This is a genomic window from Klebsiella scottii (assembly GCF_036561945.1).
GTDB classification, from domain to species: Bacteria; Pseudomonadota; Gammaproteobacteria; order Enterobacterales; family Enterobacteriaceae; genus Klebsiella; species Klebsiella scottii.
Window position 1 is genome coordinate 3,227,094 of the sequence record NZ_JARXNI010000020.1, and the last position, 26,538, is coordinate 3,253,631.

Genomic DNA, 26,538 nt, shown 5'->3' on the forward strand with positions numbered 1-26,538 from the left:
GCCCGATCCCGCGCAATAAAACGGCGCGCTAAAAACGCCGCGGTTGGCAAGCGGCCTGAGTCCTGTTACAACATCACCTCGATATCGATATTCCTTTTGAACGGCAGAGAATCATGAGTGATAGCCAGACGCTGGTGGTAAAACTGGGCACCAGTGTTTTAACGGGCGGATCCCGCCGCCTGAACCGCGCCCATATCGTCGAATTAGTGCGCCAGTGCGCGCAGCTGCACGCCATGGGCCACCGCATTGTTATTGTGACCTCCGGGGCCATCGCCGCCGGTCGTGAGCACCTCGGCTACCCGGAACTTCCCGCGACTATTGCGTCGAAACAGCTGCTGGCGGCGGTAGGACAGAGTCGTCTGATCCAGCTGTGGGAACAGCTGTTTTCCATTTACGGTATCCATGTTGGCCAGATGCTGCTGACCCGCGCGGATATGGAAGACCGGGAGCGTTTCCTTAACGCCCGCGATACCCTGCGCGCCCTGCTGGATAACAACATCGTGCCGGTCATTAATGAAAATGACGCCGTGGCAACCGCCGAGATTAAAGTCGGCGATAACGACAATCTTTCGGCGCTGGCCGCTATTCTTGCCGGCGCCGATAAGCTGCTGCTGCTGACCGATCAGCAGGGCCTGTTCACCGCTGACCCGCGTAATAATCCGCAGGCCGAGCTCATTACGGACGTGCACGGTATTGATGACGCCCTGCGCGCGATTGCCGGCGACAGCGTTTCCGGCCTCGGTACCGGCGGGATGGGCACCAAGCTGCAGGCCGCCGACGTCGCCTGCCGTGCGGGTATCGACACCATCATTGCCGCAGGCAGCAGGCCTGGCGTAATTGGCGATGTGATGCAGGGCCTCTCGGTCGGTACGCGTTTTCACGCGCAGGAATCCCCGCTGGAGAACCGCAAGCGCTGGATTTTCGGCGCCCCGCCGGCGGGAGAACTCACCGTCGATGCCGGTGCGGTGCAGGCGATTCTGGAACGAGGAAGCTCGCTGCTGCCGAAAGGCATCAAAGTCGTTACCGGCAACTTCTCGCGCGGCGAAGTTATCCGCATCCGCAATAGCGACGGCCGCGATATTGCTCACGGCGTTAGCCGTTACAACAGCGATGCGCTGCGCCTGATTGCCGGCCAGCACTCGCAGCAGATTGATGCGATCCTCGGCTATGAGTATGGCCCGGTCGCCGTCCATCGTGACGATATGATAATCCGTTAAGGAGCTGAAAATGCTGGAACAAATGGGCATAGCTGCCAAAGCGGCCTCTTACAAACTCGCGCTGCTTTCCAGCCGCGAAAAGAACCAGGTGCTGGAGAAGATTGCCGACTATCTGCAGGCCGGGACCGAGACTATTCTGCGGGCTAACGCCGAGGATCTGGCAGAAGCTCGCGCCAACGGCCTGAGCGAAGCCATGCTCGATCGCCTGGCGCTCACTCCGGCGCGCCTCGACGGGATAGCCAACGACGTTCGCCAGGTGTGCAGTCTGGCCGATCCGGTTGGACAGGTCATTGACGGGGGGCTGCTCGACAGCGGCCTGCGTATTGAACGCCGTCGCGTCCCGCTGGGCGTTATCGGCGTGATCTACGAAGCGCGACCAAACGTCACCGTAGACGTCGCCTCCCTGTGCCTGAAAACCGGCAACGCGGCCATCCTGCGCGGCGGGAAAGAAACCTGGCGCACCAACGCCGCGACGGTGAAGGTGATCCAGCAGGCGCTGGAAGAGTGCGGGCTGCCGGCCGCTGCGGTACAGGCGATTGAGAGTCCCGATCGGGCGCTGGTCGGCGAGATGCTGAAGATGGATAAGTATATCGATATGCTGATCCCTCGCGGCGGCGCGGGCCTGCATAAGCTGTGTCGGGAGCAGTCAACTATCCCGGTCATCACCGGCGGTATTGGCGTGTGCCATATCTTTGTTGATGAGTCCGCCGAGATTGAACCGGCGCTGAAGATCCTCGTCAACGCCAAGACCCAGCGTCCGAGCACCTGTAACACCGTCGAGACTCTGTTGGTGCACGAGAACATCGCCGGGCGCTTCCTGCCTGCGCTGAGCAAGCAGATGGCGGAAAGCGGCGTGACGCTGCACGCTGACGCGCGGTCGCTGCCGGTGTTGCAGAACGGCCCGGCGAGCGTAGAGCCGGTGAAGGCCGAGCAGTACGACGACGAGTTTCTGTCGCTGGATCTGAATGTCAAAGTCGTTGCCGACCTCGACGACGCCATTGCGCATATCCGCCAGCACGGTACCCAGCACTCTGATGCCATCCTCACCCGCACCCTGAGCCACGCGAATCGTTTTATCAACGAGGTGGACTCTTCTGCGGTGTACGTGAATGCCTCCACCCGCTTCACCGACGGCGGCCAGTTTGGTCTCGGCGCGGAGGTGGCGGTCAGCACCCAGAAGCTGCACGCGCGCGGCCCGATGGGGCTTGAAGCGTTGACGACCTATAAGTGGATTGGTTTCGGCGACGATACTATTCGTGCTTAAAGCCAGACGGGTGATGCAAAAGTAGCCGGTTGATTCATAAGGCCATTGACGCATCACCCACTTAGTTTTAACCTTTTACCCCGTGATTCACTCTGGTGAACGCGTCCTCTTCAGGGCCGATATAGCTCAGTTGGTAGAGCAGCGCATTCGTAATGCGAAGGTCGTAGGTTCGACTCCTATTATCGGCACCATAAAAATCAATAAGTTACAGAAAGCACTGTCCTGAAAAACCTCTTTGGGGTTACACCAGGGTTACTTTTTTCCCCGCGGCCAACGCACTTAAGCTCACTGTTCTTATCGCTGAACCAGGGCATCAAAACTGCCATACACTGTTCAGGATAGAAGCCCCCCGCGATGAGATGTTTAAAAACACTTTAGCTTCGATATGAAGTGTCTTTTGGCATGCATACGCTTTTTATATCTTCAGCCTTAAAAAAATATTTTCATATTGATATCAATATATTAATAACAGGCTGTTTCTTAAAAAAGCCGTTAAACATGTTAAGAATTGTTAAGGTTAAAATCGAGTTTTTACCGCAGGAACGCCCTCTCTCGTCTTTCTCACAGGAGAGTTTGGATTTCGAAGGGTTGTTATGAAAATTATTGTCCGATCAGGCTGAGGCTCAATCTGGCGCAAATAAAATGCGCCAATGAGATCCTTAACGCCTCCGGTCATGCCCTCAGTGCAGTACAGAATCACTCTAGCCTGCTCTATCGCGCCTCTGAAGAGGCGGGGACCCTTGACTATTGCCGACGAAATAACATCACGTTCTTTACGTATATCGTCACCCTGGTAGAACGCCATTCCCGCTTTGTTATGCTGGCCAAAATCAGGGACAACAAAGACCATAACGGTTATATCTGCGCTCATCAGACAAGCCCGGGAATTACCTGTTGAGCTTTATAAAAACATTAACATGGGATCGGGGGGCTGAAATGACCAGCCACACCCGATTTACTGTAGCGACAGACATTCAGGTTTATTTCTGTGATCCTCAATCTCCCCGGCAACGTGGCTCAAATGAAAATACGAACATATTGCTCAGACAATATTTCCAACAGGAACTGACTTATCGGTTCACAGCCAGCAAAGGCTTAACAGTGTTGCCGGACAGCTCAACGAAAGGCCGAGAAAAACGCCAGATTATGAATCACCCGTAGAACGGTTCAATAAGTGTGTTGCATCCATCGGTTGTACTCGCAGCACAAAGCGGACATTCCGGATGCTAATAAATAGCTAATACAAATAGTTCCCAGCCATCCGGCAGGCTTGTTTTCACAGTGGTTGAAACAGTGTTAACTGTAATCCTGCTGGCGCTTCCAGACGATTATTCAAAGAATTAAAGGGCGTCACCCTTGGTTTTGAGAGCATACGCGCGCCTCCCTCCACCAAAGTTGCGGTTGCTGTGGCAATGTCTACCACCTCAAACGCTACCCGTACCCAGCCGGAAACTCGCTCACCGACTTCAATATTATCGATGTAAGCAGCTGTCGCTGGTTCTACCAACTCTAACGTAGCTTTACCCGCCTCAAGTATTGCCACCCTACCTTCATCAGGTGGGACAGCACTAATTTGCGTCAATCCAAGTCTATCGCGATAGAAGGAAAGCGCATTATCAAAATCTTCTGTAGTGATTACTAAACGAAGCTGTTTTACCGCTGTTTTAGACATGGTCATCTCCTGATTAACTCAATGAATAATTTTCATCTTCTATGCTGCAAGTAAGAAGATATCTTGATGTTATATAGTTAATCAAAATCATAATTCTCAGCTAAAGATGTAAAAAACTCATCATGAAAAAAAGACTTCCGCCTTTACGTTCACTACAAGTATTTGATGCAGTAGCAAGACTAAAAAGCTTCAAACTGGCCGCTGAAGAAATTGGCGTTTCGCCAACGGCCATCAGCCACCAAATCCGACTGCTGGAAAGTCTGCTGGAGGTTAGTGTATTTGAACGAACACCACGCAAGGTGGAACTCACCGCTAGCGGGAAGATTCTGCAACGGGCCTCCATTCAGGCCTTCCGGTTGCTAGAAAATGCGGTGGAAGAAATTGTTGAGGTACAACGTCCAAGAGTTCTGACGCTAACAGCCACCACCGCGATGATCACTCATTGGTTGGTACCGAGACTACCGGCGCTGATGCGCGAGTTCCCCACAATAGAACTACGACTACATGCCGATGACTGCATTGTGGATTTGCGCAGCAGGAAGATTGACATGGCCCTGCGCTACGGTACTGAACCGGATGAGCAGTTGGCACCACGCCTGCTATACCGGGATCGTTTCGTGCTGGTCGCCAGCCCACAGCTCACCTTGAAGACGCCAGAGGATATGCTACAAGTCACGCTGCTTCATACCGATGGTCGCCGGATACCACAACCTGTGCCAGACTGGCAGCGCTGGCGCAATGAATTTGGCCCAGCGGCGCTGGATATTAACGCCGGGCCACGGTTCACCGACGAGGCTCATGTAATTCAGGCTGCGATTGCAGGACAGGGGGTGGCTATTGTCAGTGAGTTGATGGCACAACATGCACTGAGAGACGGGTTGCTTGTTGCCCCTTTCAACACAGCCTTATCCGGTGCAGCACATTATTTCGTCAGCAATCCCGAAGGTAACCACCACCAAACCATAAAGCAACTTGCCGAATGGTTATCGGCAGAAATGGCTCCCCAAAAACCGTGATGCGGTTGAGATTCCTAACCATTAAGTGTGACCGGATTCTTCTGATGGGAGCTCACGCGAACCCGCTTTAATTGCCCTAAATTATGCCCTCATTAGCGCTGCCCTGCCCCATAAACACTTTTTTTGCTCCATCAGCAAACAGTCGACGCCCTACTCTGGTGCGCAAAAAACGTACAGCAGCACGTCGTTAACGACCTTAAAAAATAACGCCGCCACTTTTTTCACGCCGTTTTGAATCAGACTAATCATTCCTGGGATCAACGTTCCCTCCCTATGCCACCAGGGTGTATTTCCGCGGGTTTAATTTTGATTCATTCCAATCAATGAAAATCATCTTTGGCACATACGTTGCAATTGTGATTGTGTCAAACCGAAAGGGAATAACATATGGAACAGGCTGAAGTTATCTCCAGACTAAAAGCAATGTACGAACAGCTCCCCCGTCAGGAACGACAGGCGGCCAGCTTTGTGTTAGACCACGCCCAGGAAGTGGCGGTGATGTCGATGCGTGAACAGTCACGTCTTGCCGGCGTTCCGCCTTCCACGATGACCCGTTTGGCAAAACGCCTCGGACTCGGCGGCTACGATGCGTTGCGTGAAGTGTTTATCGCCACCGTACGTGCCAAAAGCAGCATCTATGAATCACGAGTGCCGGGGATGGTTGCGATGAATAAGCAGGGAGAAGCCTCTCTGCTGCGCGACCTGGCCGCGACCACGCAGGCCCATATCGAAACACTTTGCCGTCAGGAGAACCTTGAGTCGATGATCCGCGCCAGCAGGCTGCTGGCAGAAGCGCGGACCATTTACTGTCTGGGACTTCGCTCATCGTTTCCTGTCGTCTTCCATTTTCAACATGTCAGCGCCTGGTTCGCCAATAATGTGCGCCTGATTGATGGCGCAGGCGAAAGCGGCATGATGACGCTGATGGGGGAGATTAATGCCAAAGATGTGCTGCTGGTGGTCAGTCTGGCCCCCTATTCCCGACGGGCCGTCACGCTGGCCCGCTATTTAGCCCAACGGAAAATCCGTGTTGTCGCAATTACCGATAATGCCAGTTCTCCTGTCGCAAGATTGGCCGCGGAATCAATATTGGTACAAAAGAAAACGGCGTCGTTTTTCGACACCATTACGCCAGCCTTATTAGTTAGTGAATTACTGGTGGCATTATTTGCCGCCAACGCCCGGACCGATATTCACTCGGCAGTGAAAAGAACCGAAGAGCAATTATGGGCCACCGGAGAGTGGTGGAGTCTTAACTAGTTATTCACGACAGACCAGAGGATAAAATGAGATATAAATCCGAAATGACCACCGCACCGAAACATGGTCATAAGAGCCTGCTTTATTCCGAAGTAGTCCGTGATTTAAATACGTTGGATCGCGTAGATATCGCCGTATTAGGGATTCCTTATGGCTCGCCTTATTCCATTGATGAGGTCACCAACGATCAAACCAATGGACCAACGGCAGTGCGCCAGGCGACCGATCGCGCGGTGCGCAGCATTGAGCGTTACGATTTCGATATTGGCGGCCCGCTGATGGATAATCAGGATATTCGCATGATCGATTGCGGCGATATCGCAGGCGATGCGCGTGCCCTTGGTCAACATTACGAAGCGGCCGAAGCGGTGGTACGTAAAATTCTGCAACTGGGAGGCATGCCGCTGGTGATTGGTGGCGACCACGGCATTCCGATTCCGGTGCTGCGCGCGCTGGATGAACTGAATGAAACCATCACCCTGATCCATGTCGATGCTCATCTGGACTGGCGTCAGGATGTCAACGGCGTGACCGATGGTTACTCCAGCCCCATTCGCCGGGCCTCGGAAATGAAGCATATCGGCGAAATCTGGCAAATTGGCCTGCGCGCAAACGGTTCGGCCCGCCAGGAAGAGGTGGACGCAGCGCTGGAATATGGTGCGAAATTGATTCCTGCCCATCAGCTGCATGATGAGGGTATCGACAGCCTGTTAGCACGTATTCCTGATGGCGGTCATTATTATATTACCTGTGACGCCGATGGTATTGACCCAACGATTATGCCTGCGGTCAACGGCCCGGCATTAGGCGGGGTAACCTATCACCAAATGCGTAAATTAATTCACGGTCTGGTGGCAAAAGGCAAAGTCGTGGGCATGGATCTGGTTGAAATCACGCCGAAGAAAGATATTAACCAAATTACCGCCATTACCGCCTGTCGGTTCTTTGTCAATTTAATTGGCACTGCGGTGCGCGCGGGTTATTTCAATAAAAATAGTTAATCCGCCTCATGACCGCGCATTTACGTAACAATAACCTGAACGGGAAATAATGAGATGAAAAAACAGTTTGCATTTGCAGCAATTCTGGGACTCGCTTGCACATTCTCCAGCCTCTCCGCCAGCGCCACCGATTTGCTGGATACCATTATGCAGCAAAAGGTGGTGCGTATTGCGGTCCCTCAGGATTACGCCCCCTATGGCTTTGTGGGGAGTGATATGCAGCCGCAGGGCATTGATATCGACACCGCCAAACTGATCGCCGATAAACTGGGCGTGAAGCTGCAGCTGGTGCCGGTCACAGGCCCAAATCGCGTCCCCTATCTGCAAAGCGGTAAAGCGGATATGACCATCTCCTCGCTGGGTAAAACCGCGGAGCGCGCCAAAGTGATCGACTACAGCATCGCCTATGCGCCTTTCTTTGATGCGGTGTTTGGCAAGGCCGGGGTGAAAGCCAGCAACGCCGACGAGCTGGCGGGCAAAACGGTCTCGGTAACCCGCGGCTCGATGCAGGATGAAGAGTTAACGACCCTGGCACCGAAAGCTAACGTCAAACGCTTTGAAGATAACAACAGCACTATCGCCTCGTTCATGTCCGGCCAAACGCAATTAGTGGCAATCGGTACCACCGTCGCCGGCGCGCTGAAGCAGAAAAACCCCGGTCTGGATATTCAGTTAAAAGTGATTCTGGCTAACGCCCCGTGCTACGTCGGCCTGCCAAAAGGTAACCCTGCGCTGGTTGCCAAAGTGAACGAAATCCTGCGTGCCGCGAAAGCCGACGGCACCATCAATCAGATTTCGCAGAAGTGGCTGGGTGCGCCAGCAGGCGATCTGCCTGAATCCTGAGCATTATGGCTCCCTGCGGGCGGGGAGTCTTTTCTCTGGTGGGGAATAACATGAACCATTATGCAACCCATATTTTGGCCCGGCAGGCGGCGGCCATAACGCTGTCGTCGATCCCAGGCGACGTGCGGCGGGTCGCCTGTCGCGCGCTGATCGACACGCTGGGCGTGGCGTTGGCTGGCAGTACGATGCCGATAGTGCAGCGTCTGAAACGGACGGTAATGAGCGAGGGTAAGGCCAGCATGCTGGGCGGCACGCTGCGCGTCAGCCCGCTGGACGCCGCGCGGATCAACGGTTGTGCCGCCCACGCGCTGGATTTTGATGACAACTGCTACGCCGGATTCGTCCATGGCTCCGCAGTCATCATCCCGGCCGCACTGGCAGTGGCTCAGCAGTATGACCGCGACGGCGCCAGTCTGCTGACGGCCATTGTCTCGGGCAGCGAATGCCAATACCGGCTCGGCGAAGCGCTGGGCCAGCAGCTGTATCAACGCGGATGGTGGACAACCGGGGTTCTGGGTGTGGTCGGCGCCGCCGTTGCCGCCGCTCACCTGCTACGCCTGGCTCCTCATCAGGTTGCCCATGCTATTGCGTTAGCTCTCGCCGCCGCTGGCGGCAGTAAAAGCGCCTTTGGCAGCGATGCGAAAGCCGTGATGGCCGGACTGGCCGCCGAACGAGGCATTCAGGCGGCGCTGATGGCGCAAGCGGGAATCACTGGTCCGCTCAATACGCTGGAGCATCATTACGGATTGCCGATGCTGATGAACGATGCCCAATGGCAGCCGGAGCGGTTAACCGCTCCCGGCTGGCGTTTGCTGCGGCCGGGGCTGGACGTTAAACGCATCCCGGTATGCCTGTCTGCTCACGCGGCTGTCGATGCGGTTGTCACCCTGATGCAACGGCATACGCTTGCGGTGGATGGAATCAAGCAGATCCAGTGCGATGTGCCGCAGATCGTGATCGCCAACCTGATTTACGCCGATCCGCTGACTCCGCAACAGGCGCAATTCAGCCTGCCCTATGCCATCGCCGCCACGCTATTTTATGGCGAGTTAACCCTGAATCAGTTGACGCAGGCGTCGCTGGAACCGGCGGGGTTACATGCCCTGATGGCGAAAGTCACGATCGCAAGCAGCCCGCAGTGGCAACACCCGCAGAGTTTGCAAACCGCCCCGGAAGGTGCCTGCGTCACCCTGAATCTGAAATCGGGGCGGCAGCTCAGCTGTCGTGTCGATCGCGCGTTGGGCAATGCCGCCCATCCTTTGAGCGATGAAGCGCTGGATGACAAATTCCTGTCATGCGCCCGGCGTGCTCTACCCGCAGCCACGAGTCGTCACCTTCTGGCCCAACTGCGCCAGGTTATCGCCCTGCCCTCCGTGGCGCGGCTGTCACAACTACTGGAGAAACCAGACCATGAGCTTTGATTTTTCGCCGGTATTGAGCCAGTGGCCGATGTTGCTTAACGGCATCGCTATCACCCTCATGATGACGCTGGTGGCCACGTTACTGGGCATTGCCCTGGGGATTGCCTGCGGCTGGGGCCGCGCCAACGGCCCACGCCCGCTGCGGTGGCTCATTGCCAGCTATGTCGAGCTGGTTCGCAATACGCCCTATATCATCCAGCTGTTTTTTATCTTTTTCGGCCTGCCGGCGGTGGGCGTACAGATGTCGGCGCTGACGGCCAGCGTGCTGTCGCTGATCCTCAACCTTGGCGCGTACGCCAGTGAGATCGCCCGTGCTGGTATTGAGAACACGCCGCGCAGCCAAATCGAAGCGGCGCAGAGCCTTGCGTTAAACCGCTGGCAAATTTTTACCCGCGTGGTGCTGCCTCCGGCTCTTGGTAGAGTCTGGCCCGCGTTGGTCAGTCAGGTCATTATCATCATGCTGGGTTCGGCGGTATGCAGCCAGATCTCAACCGAGGAGCTGTCGTTCAGCGCCAACCTGATTGCCAGCCGCACCTTCCGTAATTTCGAAGCCTACATTATCGCCGCCGCTGCCTATCTGGTATTAGCAATCGCCGTGCGCCAGATTCTGAACTGGATAGGCCCGCGCTTTATTTTCCGTCGACCTTGAGGATCCATGATGAGCGACTTTTCCTTATGGGATATCTATCGCAACTTGCTGCTGGCGCTGCGCTGGACGGTTGGATTGTCCGCTATCGCTTTTATTGGCGGGGGCGTCGTCGGTGGGTTACTGCTGGTACTGCGCCTCTCTGGTTCACGTATCGCCGGCTATTTCGTCCGCGGCTATGTGCAGCTTTTTCAGGGAACGCCGCTGCTGCTGCAACTCTTTCTGGTCTATTTCGGCCTGGCGATCGCCGGTATTAATACTTCACCGTTATTTACCGCCAGTTTCTGCCTGACGCTATACGCCAGCGCCTATTTAAGCGAAATCTGGCGCGGCAGCGTGGAAGCCATTCCGCGCCAGCAGTGGGAGGCAGCCCAGAGCCTGGCGCTCAACTTTCGCGAGCAGTTGCGCTACATCATTCTGCCCCAGGCCCTGCGTGTGGCCATCGCCCCTACCGTCGGCTTTTTAGTGCAGGCCATTAAAAACACGGCGCTGGCGTCGGTGATTGGTTTTGTCGAACTGACGCGCGCCGGGCAGATCATCTCGAACGCCACGTTTTCACCCTTCCTGATTTACGGCAGCGTGGCCCTGTTCTACTTCTTTCTGTGCTTTCCGCTCTCCATATGGAGCCGGCATCTTGAACAACGTTTGTCACGGAGAACCAACTGATGACCCAGACAGCCGATTTTTCCCTGGTGGATATACGCGCGCTGCGTAAGCGTTTTGGCGAAAACGAGGTGCTGAAAGGCATTGATTTGCAGATAAAACGCCAGGAAGTGGTGTGCATTATCGGCAAAAGCGGCTCGGGGAAAAGCACCTTATTACGCTGCATTAATGGCCTGGATGCCTATCAGGCGGGAGAGCTGCGGGTGGACGGGCAGCCGGTGCAGCAGGACAACGGCGCCGCTCTGCGCGAACTGCGGCAAAACGTCGGCATGATTTTTCAGAGCTTTAATCTTTTTCCTCACCTTACCGTGGGTAAGAACGTGATGCTGGCCCCGACGCTGGTGAAAAAGATGGCCAAAGGTGAAGCCGAGCGCACAGCCAGACGGTTACTGGAACGCGTCGGCCTGGCCGATAAATTTGATGCCTGGCCGGATAGCCTCTCCGGCGGTCAACAGCAGCGCGTCGCGATTGCCCGCTCGCTGGCGATGAATCCGGAAATCTTGCTGTGCGATGAAATAACCTCCGCGCTGGATCCGGAGCTGGTCGGCGAAGTGCTGCAGGTGATTGAGTCGCTGGCGCAGGAAGGTATGACCATCATCATGGTCACGCACGAAATGAATTTCGCGCGCAAAGTCAGCGACCGGGTAGTGTTTATGCATCAAGGGCGCGTCCACGAAGTGGGTAGCCCGGACACACTGTTTACTCAGCCGCAAACGGCAGAACTTCGTCAATTCCTGGCCTGAGGGCCGCTAATACACCCTGGAGCAAAAAAATGGTACACACGCGTATTCGTCCGTTTAATACCAAAGAGACCTATCCGGAACAAAATCTGGATAACGATCTGTGTCAGGCCGTTGTCGCCGGAAATATGGTCTTTCTACGCGGGCAAATTGGGCAAAACTTAGACACCCGTGAATCAGTGGGCATTGGTGATATTGCGGCGCAAACCGAGCAGGCAATGTACAACATCAACATGCTGCTGGAAGAGAGCGGCAGCAACCTGCAAGAGATCTGCAAAATTACCGTTTATCTGACCGATGTTCGCCACCGTGAAACGGTATACAACATCATGGGCCGCTGGTTGAAAGGCGTGTTCCCGGTCTCTACCGGACTGATGATTTCACATTTGGCTCGTCCGGAATGGCAAGTTGAGATCGACGTGATTGCCGTGAAAGCGGGTTGATAAAACCTCCACGACGTACCCACGCTGGCGCAAGCGTGGGCGTTAGAAGGGACATCGTCGATAACATTTGGTCTGAAACCAAATGACGACGAGGGCAGACGGATGATCGGTCGGTTAACACTCCGGTTTTCCAGAAAATTAATTGAGCTGCTGAAAAACCGCGCCGGCAGCGAAAAAATCTCGGTCAATGCTCTGACGTAGCGTCTGGTCGAGCACAGCCTGCAGAGCAGCCTGCCTCAGGATGAGTTTCTGCAGCTGTCCACTGACCCGGACCAGTCGTTGTAACAAATCTACCGGAGAATCAACGGAGACGGGGTGTTTAGCCCTCAGGCGATGACGCCAGACGAGCTGCAGTGGCTGTTTCACCAGGTCCGTGAGGCGTGCGTCAGCCCGGTAGATCTTGTCACCCCGCGGGGGATCGAAACAGCCCTGCAAATCAGCCGTCAGCTGGCTGCAGCAGCCGTCGAAAACCAGCTGTCATTTCGCGAACTACGCGTGCAGGCCGGGAGCAACTGGACGGAAGCCGCAGTAGAGTGTCCGGCGAGCCTGCGCCCGGATATAGATGCGATTGGTGCCGTTTATCGGGTGTCTATGTATGGTACTACCGGGGATAAAGCTCAAACAGGCTCAGTAACGAAAATAACCACTGAGAAACAATGTCTTTAGTCCGCTATGTTATTCGCAGGTAGGTCGGCCAGGCATTATGATTACCCCCAACAGCCTATGGGGTTGGGGTATATTTTCGGCATATCTGTCCGGTATCCCCATCCTCTTACTCGAGGCAAGCTGATGTCCATAGCGATCCATAAACACAAATTTTCAACAAATACTCCGCGTTGCAATGTCTGCTGCACGAACTTGCCCGTACGCAAGTCTCTAAGAGGCTGCTCTGAGCGAACAATTGTAAAGTTGCTGGCATAACCCACCCTCGGATTACAAGCGTAAGCGGGAGTTAAATCAAGTTCTCACTTTGTGTCCTTTTAGCGGATTCACTATGATAATCCTCACTCATTAACTGTATATACACAGTTATATTCCCCTTATACTCGCCCTTAAAGGCTGTCAATAAATGGGACCCGCTCGTATTTAGTTGCGGAGAGAGTATTTTTTTGCAGTACAGAAGGTGCCCCGCAAGCGTAAAACAGGACGCAGAAGCCAGTCCGCCGAAGCCCGGTGCAGCCGGCTGCTGTGTGATAGGTTCTGTCCCCCATCCTGCTAAGGCCATGCCTACTGATAATGCGTGAGGAGCTGCTGTACGTGGTAGGAGTAAGCACGTCGAGGGTTTCCCGAGGAAGCGTGTTGTCCGAAAAGATCAAAAAAAGCGCCGGTGGCCGAGACCAACCGGCGCAAAGAGGCATTAGTTTTTGACGGTATCTTCCAGGAAGAAGCGCCCCAGCGGATTTTGGTAAAAACCGTCGATATTCTTGCGGCTGACGTTGCGATACGGGCTGTAATACAGATCAACCCAGTTTACGTCGGCTTTGGCCATTTTTTGCAGGTCGATATACATCTGCTCGCGCTTTTCACTGTCCATTTCGACGCGCGCCGCGGCCACGAGCGCTTTAACCTGCTCGTTATGATAGCGGGTCATATAGTTCATATTGGCATCATGACCAAGCACAAAGGTGGTTTTCTGGTCAGGGTCAAGAATATCGTTCGTCCAGTACATCACCGAAATATCGTAATCCCCGGCTACCAGCATATCCCAGCTCTGGCTCGGATCGACTTTTTGTAAATTCACCGTCACCCCGACTTTCGCCAGCTGCTGCTGGAGCAAAATTGCGATTTGCTCATCCACTTCATCCCCGGCGTTAACCACATAGTTCAGCTTCAGATCGACCGCCCCCGCCGCTTTCAGCATCTCTTTAGCCTTTTGCGGATCGTATGGCCTGCGAAGATTGTCCGCGTAGTGGTAAAGCGCCCCGGCGGGAATGTAGGAGTTCGCCACCTGACCATACCCAAAGGTCACAGTCTTCACGATAGCGTCTTTATCAATCGCAAAGTCCAGCGCCTGACGCACTTCCACCTTGCCCAGCGCGCCATGAGAATGATTGATCAGCAGATGGTCTTCCCGAGTGGAAGGATCCAGTTCAACCTTCAGATTGGCATCTTTTTGTAACGATGCAATGCGCGAGAAAGGCACGGTCAGCGCGGCGTCAAGCTCACCGGCCTGCACTTTCAGCATTCGGGTATTATCATCCGGAATGGTTAACCACTCCACGCCATCCAGGCTGACGTTCTTCGCCTGCCAGAAGTTCGGGTTCTTAACCAACACGATTTTTTCGCCACGCAGCCACTCTTTAACGCTGAACGCGCCGGAACCTACCGGTTTTTCGGCAAAGGCCTCTTCACCTTCCGCCTTCATAGCCTGCTGTGAAACCACCGAGGCGTTCGGCAGTGCCAGCTGCGATAAGAATGGCGCTGAGGGCGATTTCAGCGTGACCACCAGGGTGCGCGGGTCCGTGGCCTCAGCTTTAGCGATAATGCTGTAGGAATCGCGCCACAGCGAACCTTGATCATCGCGGATACGCAACAGGCTAAACGCCGCATCGTTGGCGGTCAGCGGTGTGCCGTCAGAGAATTTGGTATCGCGAATTTTAAAGGTGTAGACCTTGCCGTCCGGGGAAATCGTCCAGCTCTCTGCCACGCCAGGCTCCAGCTTAGTCCCGGTTTTATCCACCCGTACCAGCGGATCGAAGACGTTGGAAAAAACCCAGTTGTCGGCATTTTGCGCCGATTTTATCGGGTCAAAAGTGGTGCTGTCCTCGCGACGGCCAATGGTCAATACACCTGCCGCCTGCGCTATTTCGCTCACCACGCTGAGCGTCAGAAAAACGCTCGCCGCCAGTAATTTAACATGCCTGTGCTTCATCAATAGATCCCCCTGTCAAAGGAAAAACGGTCTCATTGCCTTCGTGGTTCAATACGCAGGCATAAGCGTGGTCGGCAATCTGCCGGGTTGGTGGTGGTTCGCCGGTGCGGCACTGCACCTGCGCATAAGGGCAGCGCGGATGAAATGCACAACCTGGTGGAACAGCGACGGGGCTGGGCGGCTCGCCCCCCAGCAAATTTTTTGGCAGCGGTTTATCCGGGTCAATTTCCGGGATCGCGGATACCAGCGCGGCAGTATAGGGATGCAGTGGTCGGGTAAAGACCGCTTCCGTAGGCCCCTCCTCCACGATCCGCCCGAGATACATCACCGCGACGCGATCGCAGAGCCGACGCACAATCGCCAGGTCGTGAGCAATAAACAGAATCGCCAGCCCCATCTTCTCCCGCAGATCCATCAATAAATTCACGATCTGCCCCTGAATAGAGACGTCCAACGCCGCGACACACTCATCCGCCACAATCAGCCGCGGCTCGATGGCCAGCGCTCTGGCAATACCGGCGCGCTGACACTGACCACCGCTAAGCTGAGACGGTTTCGCGCCGGCCTGCTGCGTACGCAGGCCAACCAAGGTGAGCAGTTCCGCTACCCGCTGAGCAACTTGCGCGCGCGGTACCTTCTGATGAACGCGCAGTACCTCCGCAATACTTTCTCCCACGGTCTGTCGCGGATTTAATGACGCAAAAGGATCCTGGAAAATCATCGCGCTTTGCTGGCGCAGACGGGCGATATCACTGGTTAAGCCATGCGTAATACGCTGACCTTCGAACCGCACCTCTCCGGCAGCAACCCGTTCGAGCTGCAACAGCGCCCGTCCAAGGGTGCTTTTACCGCTGCCGGACTCGCCGACCAGGCCCAGCGTCTCGCCGGGATAAATTTGTACCGTGACCTGGTTAACCGCTTGCACCACTTTTTTCGCTTGCCAAAGCCCGCCGGAAACCGGAAAGGTGACGGAAAGGTTATCGGCCTCAAGCAGCGGCCAGTTAGGGTGAGCCATTATCCCTCCCGCCGGATAAGCGTCGGCAATATGTGATGGCAGGCTGCCGCGTGGCTGTGGCTATCCTGCCCGTAGCGTAGCAACGGCTGGTGCAGGCAGACCTCATCGGCGCGTCGACAGCGCGGATGAAAACGGCAGCCCGATGGAAAGTGGTCGGCAACCGGCGGCTGGCCGTCGATGGTCGTCAACCTCCCCTGCCCGCCTTCGCTGACCGGCTGGCAATCAATAAGTCCGCGAGTGTATGGGTGCAACGGCCCGGCCAGCACTTCTCGCTTGCCGCCCACCTCGCACAGTCGGCCGCCGTACATCACCGCAATCCGGTCACAGGTTTGCGCCACCACGCCGAGATCGTGAGTGATCATAATGACCGCCAGCCCCAGCTCAGCGCGCAGGTCGCTCAGCAGGCGCAAAATCTGCATCTGCACGGTCACGTCCAGCGCGGTCGTCGGTTCATCGGCAATCAACAGCGTGGGCTCCGGTGCGAGGGCGACGGCAATCATCGCCCGCTGACGCATGCCGCCGGAGAATTCATGCGGATAGTTATTGAGCCGATTCTGCGGGTCCGGGACCCCCACTTGTCGCAGCAGCGCCAGCGCATCCTCCCGCGCCTGACGACGGTTAGCGCCAAAATGGAGGCGGCGGCTTTCTGCAATCTGTTCCCCTATAGTCATCACCGGATTCAAGTGGCTGGAGGGGTTCTGGAAAATCATGCCGATTTCCCGTCCGCGCACCGCCGACATTTGCCCTTCGCTCAGGGACAAAATATCGCGGCCTCCCAGCAGAACTTCTCCGCCAGTAATCCGCAGCCCGGCCCCCGGCAACAGGCGCATCAGCGCCCGGCAGGTTACGGTTTTTCCCGACCCGCTCTCGCCGACCAGCCCGAGCATCTCACCGGCTTCGAGACTTAATGAGACGTTATCTACCAGCGCGATATCTTCACCACGCGTGACCGTCAGGTGATTAACCTTCAACAAACTCATACGCGCTCCCCTAACTTATCCCCCAGCCCATCGGCCAGCAGGCTGAATCCCATTGCCAACAGCACGATGGCGATCCCCGGAAAGGTCGTTATCCACCACGCGGTGGTGATAAAGCTCTGCCCTTCGGCAACCATCACGCCCCATTCAGCGGTTGGAGGCTGCACGCCGAGCCCGAGATAGCTCACCGAGGCCCCGTTTAGCAGCACCAGTACGCAGTCGGACATCGAAAAAACGATCGCGCCGGTTAGCGCATTCGGCAGCAGATGGCGGAACAAAATGCGCAGGTGTCCATAGCCCAGGCTGCGGGCAGCCAGAATAAAATCTCGCTGTTTCAGCGTCAGTACCTGAGCGCGCACCAGCCGGGCGTAGGAGACCCAGCCCACTATCGCCATCGCAATATAAAAGCTGCTCAGCCCCGGCCCGAGGATGGCAATAATCGCCAGCATCAGTACCAGAAACGGAAAAGCCAGCACAATATCAATCACCCGCATCACCAGCGCATCCACGACGCCGCCAAGATAGCCGGAGAGCGCACCCAGCGTGGTACCGAGCATAAAGGGGAACAGGACTCCCAGAATGCAAATTTGCAGATCGACCCGCGCGCCCCATAGCACCCGGGAAAAGACATCGCGACCAAAGTTGTCAGTACCGAACGGGTGCGCTCCGCCCGGCGACAGCAGGCTGGAGGACACGTCCTGAGCAATCGGATCAAACGGCGCTATCCACGGTGCCAGGCAGGCCACCAACAGCCACAATCCAACAATGGCCAGCCCGGCATATAGCGCCTGCTGGCGCGGGATAATCCGCTGACGCAGACGGGAAAACGTTGCCGTCACCTTCATAGTTTTATCCTCGGGTCGAGAGCCACGGTCAGAATGTCCGCCAGCAGGCTGACCGCCACGGTGGCAAGGGCAAAGACCATGACCACGCCCTGAACCACCATGTAGTCGCGGCTAAAAATCGCCTTTACCAGCAGTTGCCCGAGGCCAGGGATGGCAAACACGCTTTCGATAACTACAGTACTGCCGATTAACCAGCCGATATTCACCGCCAGCAGATTGATGGTTGGCACCAGCGAATTGGGCAGCACATGTCGCCAGAAAATGCGTCTTTCCCGCTGCCCGCGTGCCCGTGCCGCCACGACATAGTCACTATTCATCTCCATCAGCAGGCTGGCGCGCAGGTTACGAATTAATACCGCTGAAAGCGCCAGCGCCACGGTCAGACACGGCAGAACCATATGGCGTAACTGGTCTAAAAAATCGCTGCCGTAGCCGGAAACCGGGAACCAGCCGAGCACGATGCTGAACAGCAGAATCAGCATGATACCGAGCCAGAACGCTGGAAATCCCAGCCCGGCGGTGGTAAAAAGACGAATCAGCCGATCGGCGAGACGTCCACGCTGACGTGCGGCAATCGCCGCTAGTGGCACCGTCAAGGCAATGGCCAACAGGACGCTGCCCAGTACCAGCCACAGCGTTGGTTCAAGACGCGAACCAATCAGCTTCAGAGTATCCACGCGATACACAATCGACTTCCCCAGTTCTCCTTGCAGCAGGTTGCGTAGAAAATAGCCGTACTGCACCCATAGCGGCTCATCGAGACCAAACTGCGCGCGGATGCGGGCCAGCGCAGCCGGAGTGCTGCGGACCCCCAGCAGAATGCGCGCCGGATCGCCGGGGATCGCCCGCACCATCATGAAGGTGATCAAGCTGATGCCGAGCAGAACCGGCAGCAGTTGTAGCGGGCGAAAAAGCAGAAAGCGGTAACGATGCATCAACATCCTCCCGTATCGCGCTGACGCGCCAGAAAATCGAGCAGAACCAGGTAGTAAGCCTGTGGCTCTTCGTAAAACGGCATATGGCTGCTATTGGCAAAAACTGCTATTTCGGCATTCGCCAGTCTCTGCTTCATTTTCAGGGCGCAGGCGGGTGTAAGTTCATCATGCTGCCCGGTGACTATCAGGCACGGCACGCGGATCGAAGCCAGTTCCGCGCTGCGGTTCCACGCTTTTAAATTACCGGTATAGAGGAATTCGTTCGGCCCCTGCATTGTGATATACGGCCCCGTATTCCAGTCCTCAAGCGATCGCTTAACAGGTTCGGGCCACACATCAAGGCGGCAGACGTGGCGATAATTAAGCAGGGTAATCGCCGCCTGATAGGCCGGGTGATCCAGCCAGTCCAGCGCTTCATAGCGCTGCATCATGGCGACGGTTTCGGGTCCCAGCGCACCGCGCAGGCGGTTCAGTTCCTGCACCAGATGCGGCATATCGGCGACGGTGTTTTCCAGAATCAACGAGCAAATTGCGCCAGGATGGTGCAATGCCACTTCAATCGCCAGCCATCCGCCCCACGAATGACCAAGCAGATGCACCTTACCGAGCCCCAGCGCCTGGCGGACGGTTTCCACTTCACGTACGTAGCGCGCCATGGTCCACAGGCTGGCGTCATCCGGTCGGTCGGATTTCCCGGTTCCCAGTTGATCAAAGGCAATCACCCGGTAGCCGTGCTGTTTCAGGCAGGAGTGAGCCTCACGCAAATAGTCGCTGGGCAGCCCAGGTCCGCCGTTGAGGCAGAGGACGGTCTCATCGCCGTCACCAAATTGATAAGCCACGACGTTATAACCATCCACAGCAATGTTATGGCACTGATCGGGCGCTACTTCGCTCCACATGGTGTGTTCCTCGTCGTCGATGCTGCTGGTGTGTCGTAGCCTTAACGCTAACGACAACGTCGGAAGCTGAACAGTTAGCAAAAATACTAGTTTTGCGCTGCGCCGGAACGGCACCGGAATTGCATGCCTCAGAGCGAGCTATTGACGGTTTTGCACAAATCGTGCCCGTCGCAGGTCTCGTTTAACGTAAAGGGGGTTATATGCGACTGGAGTTTGAACGCCCCGGCAGCACCCGGGCAACCAGCCTGGATGACGCATTCAGTGGGCTTTTCCAGCACACCCGGACGCTGGGATTTGACGCGGTTATTTACGACTACACGCCGGTCCCGCGTTCGCTGGAGGGGGAGCTGATTACGCCATCGCTGCTGAAAACGTGCAATGTACCGGAGGATATGCGCCAGCTATGGTGCGAGCGAGGATATTACCAGGTTGATCCGGTACAACACTGTGCGCTGGAGAGCTGCGCGCCCTTCGTCTGGTCCTATCAACGGCCGGACAGAAGCATGCTGCGCGGCAGGCTCGACGATCACGCTACCGCAGTCACCGACTATATGCGTGAACACAATATGCCCTGTGGAGCAACGGTTCCCCTGCATCTCCCCAACGGCGGATTCGTTACTCTCACCGGCATCCATACCGGCCAGCGTCAGGAACGGGAAATCAGCGCGACCCTGGCGCAGCTGATGCTCATTGCCCACCAGTTCCAGGAGTCAGCCTTTCCGCTATTCGATAGCACCATGCTGACCTGTCTCCACGTGAAGCTAAGCAATCGTGAACGCGAATGTCTGGCGTGGTCTGCTGAAGGGCTCACCGCCAAAGAGATCGCCCGTAAACTGCACCGCTCGGTGGCGACGGTGACGTTGCACCTGAATACCGCAGCCAGAAAACTGGGCGCCAGCAATCGCGTACAGGCGGTAGTACGCGCTCTGCATTACCGTCTGCTCGACAGCTAAGAACTAGCATTTTTGCTAGTGTTCAGCGTTGGTTGCGACCCTTTACCCTGAAAGCCGGTCCACTTAGCAGGGTAAAGATCATTCATGTACACCATTAGCGAAGGCTACGCCCCGTTTCGGGAATACCAAACCTGGTTTCGTATTTGTGGCGACATCCATAGTGGCCTGGCGCCGCTGGTTATTGCCCACGGCGGGCCGGGATGTACGCACGATTATGTCGATGCGTTCCGTGATATCGCCCTCAGCGGGCGAGCGGTGATCCACTACGATCAGCTAGGCAACGGCCGCTCAACTCATCTACCGCAGCAGCCTGCCAACTTCTGGCAACCGGCACTGTTCCTCAACGAACTGGATAACCTGCTGCGCTATCTCGACATTGCCGATAATTACGCCCTACTGGGTCAATCGTGGGGCGGCATGCTAGGCGCAGAACATGCTGTGACCCAGCCAAAGGGCTTAAAAGCGCTGATTATCGCCAACTCTCCGGCCTCAATGGCGCTGTGGCTGCAGGGCGCAGCAGAACTCCGGGCGCAGCTCCCTGCCGATGTCCAGAAGACGCTGCTGGCACATGAGGCGGCGGGTACGCTGGACAGCGCAGAATATAAGGCGGCAAGCGCGGTATTTTATCAACGTCACGTCTGTCGGCTTGATCCCTGGCCGCCGGAAGTCCGGCGCACCTTTGATGCTATGGATGCCGATCCAACGGTCTATCACGCTATGAATGGCCCCACCGAATTCCACGTCATCGGCAGCATGAAAGAGTGGACGATTATCGACCGCCTCGCGCAAATTCAGATTCCGGTGCTGCTGATTTCCGGGCGCTACGATGAAGCCACGCCGGAAGTGGTACAGCCCTTTATGGACCATATCCTCGGCGCGCGGTGGGTCATTTTTGAAGACTCAAGCCATATGCCGCACGTTGAAGAGCGCGATCTATGCATGAAGACGGTGAGCGATTTTTTAAGCAGTGCGATTGTAAGCATCACGCGTTAAAAAAACGGATAAGCTGATTGAAACCGAGTTTGTACTAGATATGTACATTGAAGATGGTCTTATTACCCGTTTTCGCATGTTCGAGGATAGCTACGCAGTTTCCGAAGCCTGTCTTTGATTTGTAGATATCCTTGTTCCCTTCGGACATCCATTCAAACGAGCGTGCAGCGAACTTTTTCGTTATTGAGAGTTCGCTGACTTAATACCGCATTCAATATTGGCCTGACCCTTGTTGAATTATACCTGCTCACATCCGCTCCGGGTACGAAGCGGATGTGAGTGCTGTTGGTCCGCTGAGAGCAAAGAGCAGACGATATTGAGTGTATCCACGCCATAAACTTCACTTCATCAATAAATGCAGATAAAGTGAAGGTTTTTGCGACTAAATGGTTATAATTGCAGTGATACACTTAAGACTATTTATTGTAAGCAGAACTAGTGTTGGCTAAATTATATTTAATGCGGGAAACCAATTAACTATACTAATTAATATAAAGGAAATCATTGATGAGTAATGCATCACTGAAGGATAGAGTTTATGCAGTAAACTGGAATTCATCCTATACAGCATATGGACCCGCAAACGATGTTCCTGAACTATTATTACAATTATCATCAGCTGATCATGAAGTAGCAAAGACCGCCAGTCATAAACTTTGGTGCGGACTATGTCATCAGCATGTTTCTATGGCGCCAGCGGGATATCTTGCCCTTCCTTTTATATTAGAAATTCTTGATAGTGCCGATGAGTTACTTATGGTTGAAATACTCGATATCTTATGGGGATTCGCCCAGTGTTGCGTAGAGACAGGACCAAATGTCCCCGACTATTTCGAGCCAACAAGAGGGCGTCTTATTTTCGAACTCCCCCGTTTTTCGTTATTATCCAAACACAGCGATGAGTTAATATCAAATCTCTCTTCTGAAATAATAAAATCGTTAAGCCAAACATCGAACAATTATAGTTAGGCTCTGTTACATTAAAACGCGCTTAGATACCTGTATATTGATTCCTCTGCCACCCATCCAGCATTGTCTTATCCATCAGGTTATTGTTGCGGTGACTGATTCAGCAAAGGTGTAGCCCTGACCAAGAATTAGCTACCCTGACCTGCTCCCGGTTTTTTGCTGCAGTACTGTCGCTCTGCCCGAAACTGAGTGTCCGTAGACTACATCAGAAACCTTCTGCTTCACCAAATCACAGGCCCGAAGTTTACTATCCAGAACCATGTTGAACAGAACAAAATCGCGTGTCTTACCTTCTAGTTCAAGCCTGATTCAGATCCCCAGATATGAGATATCTGAAGTGGTCTTTTTTGGCCGACGATACGGCCTTTGTTCCACGGTGACGTGTTCATGATCAAATCTCCTGCAATATGGGAGATTTGAGTATGGTCGTCCTTCATGAGCGAAGAGCGGATATCAGGGCGGTATATCCATGGACTGAATTGTATTCGTTGACTTACTTTAACAGCAGTCGAATTCCAAGAAAGGCCATAACTGCTCCGCTTATTCTGTCTAAGAATTTACGGTATTTAATGTAAGCATGACGTGGACCTTCAGTTGATAACAGGCATGCCACGACTGCATACCAAATCAAATCAATAACGAATGCCATTATAGGCAGAATGATATACATAATAGGCTGAATATCTTTGCTAAGCGTTGCGGAAAAGATACTGGCAAACACCAGAGCGGTATGAGGATTGCTGATTTGCGTGAATACCCCAGTAAGAAAAGCTTTTGAGGTGCTGACGTTCTCTAATACGGTATGATCACTAAACCGGTTTGAAGGACGACGACACATTTTTAACGCCAGCCATAGGAGATAACAACCACCGGCAGTTTTAAGAGCTGTGTAAAGTGACGGGACCAACGTCAGAAGTGTGTGAAGACCCGCTAACGCTATGGCAGCAAAGACAAGTGCACCAAAACCCATACCCGCTGCAACAAATAATGCCGCCCGCCGTGAACTGGACATGGCAGTGCGGGCAACGAGGAGAAAGCTAACTCCCGGGCTCATTGCGCCGATCAAGATAGCTACACCAATTGCAGAAATTGCAATCAAATCAATTGTCATTCATCTTCTCCATTATTATTCGGTATCAGCCAATTCCCTCGTTGCGCGAGCTACACACATCACGAACCGCTGCCGATTAACATAACACTATTTCAGCGATGTCCGCTCCTGGCACAGAGCGGACATTTGAACTTTGCCCCCCGTACCTATTAACTTAGCTTTGACAGCTAATGTACCTGCAATATTCTGATGTCACTTTCAACCCATTTAGTAATGTCACTTTTTCTTGCATAAAGGCTCAAACCATCGGGTCATGGGGACATCAGGATTCTAATGACTATGTCAGATTAAGAACTCAGCCGGAGTAATGTCATTCAGTCGATTGTTAAAAACCGTATGTTCCGTTAGATGCTGCTCGCAAGCAGCATCTAACGGAACGACCGTCGAGAATCTGGAGCTGCGGCACTTCGAAAATGGATAACTGCCGATGGTCTCTGGTACAGGCAAGAAAGCCGGTAGAGTAGAAATGTACAATACAACTGCTACTACAATGCAAAACGCCCGATGAAATTCATCAGGCGTACAAGGCTGAAAAGTGCCTACCAGTTCCATGATCAGTGAATTCACTCCTAATGGAGCAGTAAATCATTGAGGAAACGTCTCGCGCGCGGATGTTGCGGCGCGGTGAAGAATTTATCCGGAGCAGCCTTTTCCAGTATTTGTCCCTGATCCATAAACCAGATCGTATCGGCGACGTCACGAGCAAAGTTCATTTCATGAGTAACGCACATCATGGTCATTCCTTCCTGCGCCAGCCCGCGCATCACGCTCAGCACCTCACCGACCATTTCCGGATCGAGTGCAGATGTCGGTTCGTCAAACAGCATGACCGGCGGCTTCATCGCCAGCGCCCGGGCGATAGCCACCCGCTGCTGCTGGCCGCCGGAAAGCTGTGCCGGGTAAACGTCGGCCTTGTGCGACATTCCCACCCTTTCCAGCAGCTCCCCGGCATGACGTCGGGCTTCCGAACGCTTCTCGCCGAGAACTTTCACCGGCGACATCATGATATTCTCCAGCACCGAAACGTGCGGAAACAGATTGAAACTCTGGAAGACAAAGCCGATTCGCGTACGCAGCTGGTTCAGCCTGGTGCTCGAGCCATGAATATCAATGCCGTCAAACAAGATCTGTCCCTGTTCGATAGGCTCAAGACGGTTGACCGTCCGGATTAGCGTCGATTTGCCGGATCCGGAAGGACCGCACACCACCACCACTTCACCGCTTTTTATTTCGGCGCTGACGTCGGTCAGGGCCTGATATTCCCCGTACCATTTATTCACCTGATTGAACAGAATCATCGGTCGCATGGTTGCTCCTTATTGAGTTTGTGATGGTGACGGGTCGAGAACCAGCGGCGTGACCGGCTTTCCCATAGCGGACTGTGCTCGTTGCCTCCTGCTGGCAATACGCAGCTCCAGGCGATTGGCCAGCCACGTCAGGCTAAAATTAATGATGTAGTAGCTCAGCGCTACGATGGCAAAGACCTGGAACGGTTTTGTCAGCAGCTGATTACTGACCTGGTTGGCCGCATAGGTCAGCTCCGGAACGTTAATAACGTAGCCGAGGGTGCTATCTTTGATAATCGACACCAGTTGGCTGACCAAACTTGGCAGCGCGTTGTACAACGCCTGCGGTAGAATCACCAGGCGCAGAGCCCGCACATGCCCCATTCCCAGCGCGCGGGAGGCTTCATATTGCCCTGAAGGCAGCGCCTGGATCCCGCCGCGCACAATTTCAGCGATATAAGTGCTCTCGTAGATAACCAGCGTACACAGCATCGTGCTGAAGCCACTAATGTTGTGGCCAATCAGCAGCGGCACGCAGAAATAGGTCCAGAACACCACCATCATCAGAGGGATACCGCGCAGCAGATAGATCCAGCAGGTGACCGGCCAGCTCAGCCAGCGCCACGGAGAGAGGCGAGCGAGGCACAACAGCACGCCGACCGGGAAGGCGAACAGCACTGCCAGCAGCGACACCAGCAAGGTACACAGGACACCGCCCAGCGGACCATCAGGATACTGCCCCATCAGCAACAACAGGCCGTTATCACGCAGAATCGTGAAAAAATCAAACATACATATTACCTCGCATACGCGCGCTGAAAGCGACGGGCCAGCAGCGCTCCCATCCCCATCAGCAACAAAGAGAAGGCCAGGTAGCCTACCGTCGCCACCATATAAGCTTCGAAGGTACGGAAGGTCTGGTTTTCAATATCGCGCGTTACGTAAGTCAACTCGGTAACGCCAATGACCATTGCAAGGCTGGTATTTTTAAACAGCAGCACGGTGTGGTTAATCACCGATGGCAACGCATTACGGATCCCTTGTGGCAGAATCACCAGCCACATGGCGCGCAAATATCCCATTCCTAGCGCCCTCGCTGCTTCATTCTGTCCTTCGGGGATGGCACGCAGACCGCTGCGGATGTCTTCTGAAAAGTAGGCCGCCTGGCACAATCCCAGCGCGACAAGCGAAAACAGAAACTCCGCATTCATCTCGTTAACCCACATCTGCAACGACTCAGGCAGCAGCGTCGGGATCGCGAAATACCACATCATCAGTTGAATAAGCGTTGGTACGTTGCGGTGGTAGGATACGTACGCCGCGACCAAAAGCTGCGCGAAGCGCTTGTTGCTCAGGCGGATCATCACCAGCACCAGCGCAATAAACATGGCCAGCAGCCATGCACCCAACGCCAGTTCCAGAGTGACGACGGTGCCATCAATAATCATCTGACCGTAGTGGCCAGTCATCACGTTACTGAAGTCGAGTGCCATATAT

At 54.6% G+C, this 26,538-nt stretch carries 26 protein-coding genes, 1 tRNA gene and 2 pseudogenes; 17 read left to right on the plus strand and 12 right to left on the minus strand.

The annotated features are described in order from the left end of the window. The first annotated feature begins 113 nt into the window (after window positions 1-113). The 4 genes and pseudogenes from proB to QFI97_RS22845 all read left to right on the plus strand — a co-directional run. A complete protein-coding gene (proB, locus tag QFI97_RS22830; protein WP_159235870.1) occupies window positions 114-1,217 on the plus strand; it encodes a glutamate 5-kinase in 1,104 nt (367 codons plus the stop codon). A gap of 10 nt (window positions 1,218-1,227) precedes the next feature. Next, window positions 1,228-2,481 (plus strand): glutamate-5-semialdehyde dehydrogenase, encoded by a 1,254-nt coding sequence (gene proA / locus QFI97_RS22835; RefSeq protein WP_095094206.1) that lies wholly within the window; start codon window positions 1,228-1,230, stop codon window positions 2,479-2,481. 115 nt (window positions 2,482-2,596) lie between these two features. Beyond that, window positions 2,597-2,672, plus strand: a tRNA-Thr gene (locus QFI97_RS22840). 584 nt (window positions 2,673-3,256) lie between these two features. Further along, window positions 3,257-3,722 (plus strand): annotated as a pseudogene (locus QFI97_RS22845) (IS30 family transposase); the annotation flags it as partial. Window positions 3,723-3,757: 35 nt separating this feature from the next. Here the strand turns inward: QFI97_RS22845 and QFI97_RS22850 are convergent. Further along, on the minus strand, window positions 3,758-4,153 hold the full coding sequence (locus QFI97_RS22850; protein ID WP_095105531.1) for a VOC family protein: 396 nt from the start codon (window positions 4,151-4,153) through the stop codon (window positions 3,758-3,760). A 122-nt stretch (window positions 4,154-4,275) separates the two neighbouring features. Between QFI97_RS22850 and QFI97_RS22855 the strand changes: the two genes are divergently transcribed. The 10 genes from QFI97_RS22855 to QFI97_RS22900 all read left to right on the plus strand — a co-directional run bounded on the left by QFI97_RS22855 (window position 4,276) and on the right by QFI97_RS22900 (window position 12,852). Continuing rightward, window positions 4,276-5,169, plus strand: coding sequence for a LysR substrate-binding domain-containing protein (locus QFI97_RS22855; RefSeq protein ID WP_095105529.1), 894 nt, complete (start codon window positions 4,276-4,278; stop codon window positions 5,167-5,169). A 387-nt stretch (window positions 5,170-5,556) separates the two neighbouring features. Continuing rightward, window positions 5,557-6,429 (plus strand): MurR/RpiR family transcriptional regulator, encoded by an 873-nt coding sequence (locus QFI97_RS22860; protein ID WP_331834105.1) that lies wholly within the window; start codon window positions 5,557-5,559, stop codon window positions 6,427-6,429. A gap of 26 nt (window positions 6,430-6,455) precedes the next feature. Beyond that, window positions 6,456-7,430, plus strand: a complete 975-nt coding sequence (locus QFI97_RS22865; RefSeq protein WP_346432036.1) for an agmatinase — start codon at window positions 6,456-6,458, stop codon at window positions 7,428-7,430. A gap of 54 nt (window positions 7,431-7,484) precedes the next feature. After that, window positions 7,485-8,273: a transporter substrate-binding domain-containing protein gene (locus QFI97_RS22870; protein ID WP_346432037.1), complete on the plus strand. Its 789-nt coding sequence runs from the start codon at window positions 7,485-7,487 to the stop codon at window positions 8,271-8,273. 50 nt (window positions 8,274-8,323) lie between these two features. After that, window positions 8,324-9,694: an MmgE/PrpD family protein gene (locus QFI97_RS22875; protein WP_346432038.1), complete on the plus strand. Its 1,371-nt coding sequence runs from the start codon at window positions 8,324-8,326 to the stop codon at window positions 9,692-9,694. After that, the gene (locus QFI97_RS22880) at window positions 9,684-10,343 is read left to right on the plus strand and encodes an amino acid ABC transporter permease (RefSeq protein WP_346432039.1); all 660 of its coding nucleotides are present in this window, start codon (window positions 9,684-9,686) and stop codon (window positions 10,341-10,343) included. Before QFI97_RS22875 ends, QFI97_RS22880 begins: the two co-directional genes overlap by 11 nt. 9 nt (window positions 10,344-10,352) lie before the next feature. Further along, entirely contained in the window at window positions 10,353-11,006 is a 654-nt protein-coding gene (locus tag QFI97_RS22885; RefSeq protein WP_346432040.1) for an amino acid ABC transporter permease, read from the plus strand. Beyond that, window positions 11,006-11,746: an amino acid ABC transporter ATP-binding protein gene (locus tag QFI97_RS22890; protein WP_331834102.1), complete on the plus strand. Its 741-nt coding sequence runs from the start codon at window positions 11,006-11,008 to the stop codon at window positions 11,744-11,746. Before QFI97_RS22885 ends, QFI97_RS22890 begins: the two co-directional genes overlap by 1 nt. Window positions 11,747-11,775: 29 nt before the next feature. Beyond that, window positions 11,776-12,186 (plus strand): RidA family protein, encoded by a 411-nt coding sequence (locus tag QFI97_RS22895; RefSeq protein WP_045854808.1) that lies wholly within the window; start codon window positions 11,776-11,778, stop codon window positions 12,184-12,186. A 315-nt stretch (window positions 12,187-12,501) separates the two neighbouring features. Beyond that, window positions 12,502-12,852 (plus strand): hypothetical protein, encoded by a 351-nt coding sequence (locus tag QFI97_RS22900; RefSeq protein WP_346432041.1) that lies wholly within the window; start codon window positions 12,502-12,504, stop codon window positions 12,850-12,852. 691 nt (window positions 12,853-13,543) lie between these two features. Here QFI97_RS22900 and QFI97_RS22905 read toward each other — a convergent pair. Genes QFI97_RS22905 through QFI97_RS22930 form a run of 6 tightly spaced genes read right to left on the minus strand, consistent with a single transcriptional unit; the run spans window position 13,544 to window position 19,729 of the window. Next, window positions 13,544-15,058, minus strand: a complete 1,515-nt coding sequence (locus tag QFI97_RS22905) for an ABC transporter substrate-binding protein (RefSeq protein ID WP_095105517.1) — start codon at window positions 15,056-15,058, stop codon at window positions 13,544-13,546. Continuing rightward, window positions 15,039-16,073 (minus strand): ABC transporter ATP-binding protein, encoded by a 1,035-nt coding sequence (locus tag QFI97_RS22910; protein ID WP_095105514.1) that lies wholly within the window; start codon window positions 16,071-16,073, stop codon window positions 15,039-15,041. Before QFI97_RS22910 ends, QFI97_RS22905 begins: the two co-directional genes overlap by 20 nt. Continuing rightward, a complete protein-coding gene (locus QFI97_RS22915) occupies window positions 16,073-17,053 on the minus strand; it encodes an ABC transporter ATP-binding protein (RefSeq protein ID WP_095105512.1) in 981 nt (326 codons plus the stop codon). The genes QFI97_RS22910 and QFI97_RS22915 overlap by 1 nt, the downstream gene beginning before the upstream one ends. After that, a complete protein-coding gene (locus tag QFI97_RS22920) occupies window positions 17,050-17,895 on the minus strand; it encodes an ABC transporter permease (RefSeq protein WP_095105510.1) in 846 nt (281 codons plus the stop codon). Before QFI97_RS22920 ends, QFI97_RS22915 begins: the two co-directional genes overlap by 4 nt. Next, window positions 17,892-18,830, minus strand: a complete 939-nt coding sequence (locus tag QFI97_RS22925) for an ABC transporter permease (RefSeq protein ID WP_095105508.1) — start codon at window positions 18,828-18,830, stop codon at window positions 17,892-17,894. Before QFI97_RS22925 ends, QFI97_RS22920 begins: the two co-directional genes overlap by 4 nt. Further along, window positions 18,830-19,729 (minus strand): proline iminopeptidase-family hydrolase, encoded by a 900-nt coding sequence (locus tag QFI97_RS22930; protein WP_346432042.1) that lies wholly within the window; start codon window positions 19,727-19,729, stop codon window positions 18,830-18,832. The genes QFI97_RS22925 and QFI97_RS22930 overlap by 1 nt, the downstream gene beginning before the upstream one ends. A gap of 200 nt (window positions 19,730-19,929) precedes the next feature. On the opposite strand from QFI97_RS22930, the gene QFI97_RS22935 reads away from it, so the two are divergent. From QFI97_RS22935 to QFI97_RS22945, 3 genes are all read left to right on the plus strand, one after another. Beyond that, window positions 19,930-20,682: a helix-turn-helix transcriptional regulator gene (locus QFI97_RS22935; protein WP_045857278.1), complete on the plus strand. Its 753-nt coding sequence runs from the start codon at window positions 19,930-19,932 to the stop codon at window positions 20,680-20,682. Window positions 20,683-20,766: 84 nt separating this feature from the next. After that, the gene (locus tag QFI97_RS22940) at window positions 20,767-21,675 is read left to right on the plus strand and encodes a proline iminopeptidase-family hydrolase (protein ID WP_346432043.1); all 909 of its coding nucleotides are present in this window, start codon (window positions 20,767-20,769) and stop codon (window positions 21,673-21,675) included. Window positions 21,676-22,182: 507 nt separating this feature from the next. Further along, a complete protein-coding gene (locus tag QFI97_RS22945; protein ID WP_346432044.1) occupies window positions 22,183-22,644 on the plus strand; it encodes a hypothetical protein in 462 nt (153 codons plus the stop codon). 144 nt (window positions 22,645-22,788) lie between these two features. Here the strand turns inward: QFI97_RS22945 and QFI97_RS22950 are convergent. The 5 genes and pseudogenes from QFI97_RS22950 to QFI97_RS22970 form a co-directional block, all read right to left on the minus strand. Further along, window positions 22,789-23,033 (minus strand): annotated as a pseudogene (locus QFI97_RS22950) (integrase); the annotation flags it as partial. 104 nt (window positions 23,034-23,137) lie between these two features. After that, the gene (locus tag QFI97_RS22955; RefSeq protein ID WP_346432045.1) at window positions 23,138-23,755 is read right to left on the minus strand and encodes a LysE family translocator; all 618 of its coding nucleotides are present in this window, start codon (window positions 23,753-23,755) and stop codon (window positions 23,138-23,140) included. A gap of 569 nt (window positions 23,756-24,324) precedes the next feature. Further along, entirely contained in the window at window positions 24,325-25,062 is a 738-nt protein-coding gene (locus QFI97_RS22960; protein WP_095105500.1) for an amino acid ABC transporter ATP-binding protein, read from the minus strand. 9 nt (window positions 25,063-25,071) lie between these two features. Further along, window positions 25,072-25,833, minus strand: coding sequence for an amino acid ABC transporter permease (locus tag QFI97_RS22965; RefSeq protein WP_032753693.1), 762 nt, complete (start codon window positions 25,831-25,833; stop codon window positions 25,072-25,074). Window positions 25,834-25,838: 5 nt separating this feature from the next. Further along, window positions 25,839-26,534, minus strand: coding sequence for an amino acid ABC transporter permease (locus tag QFI97_RS22970; RefSeq protein WP_004222853.1), 696 nt, complete (start codon window positions 26,532-26,534; stop codon window positions 25,839-25,841). Between the last annotated feature and the right edge of the window lie 4 nt (window positions 26,535-26,538).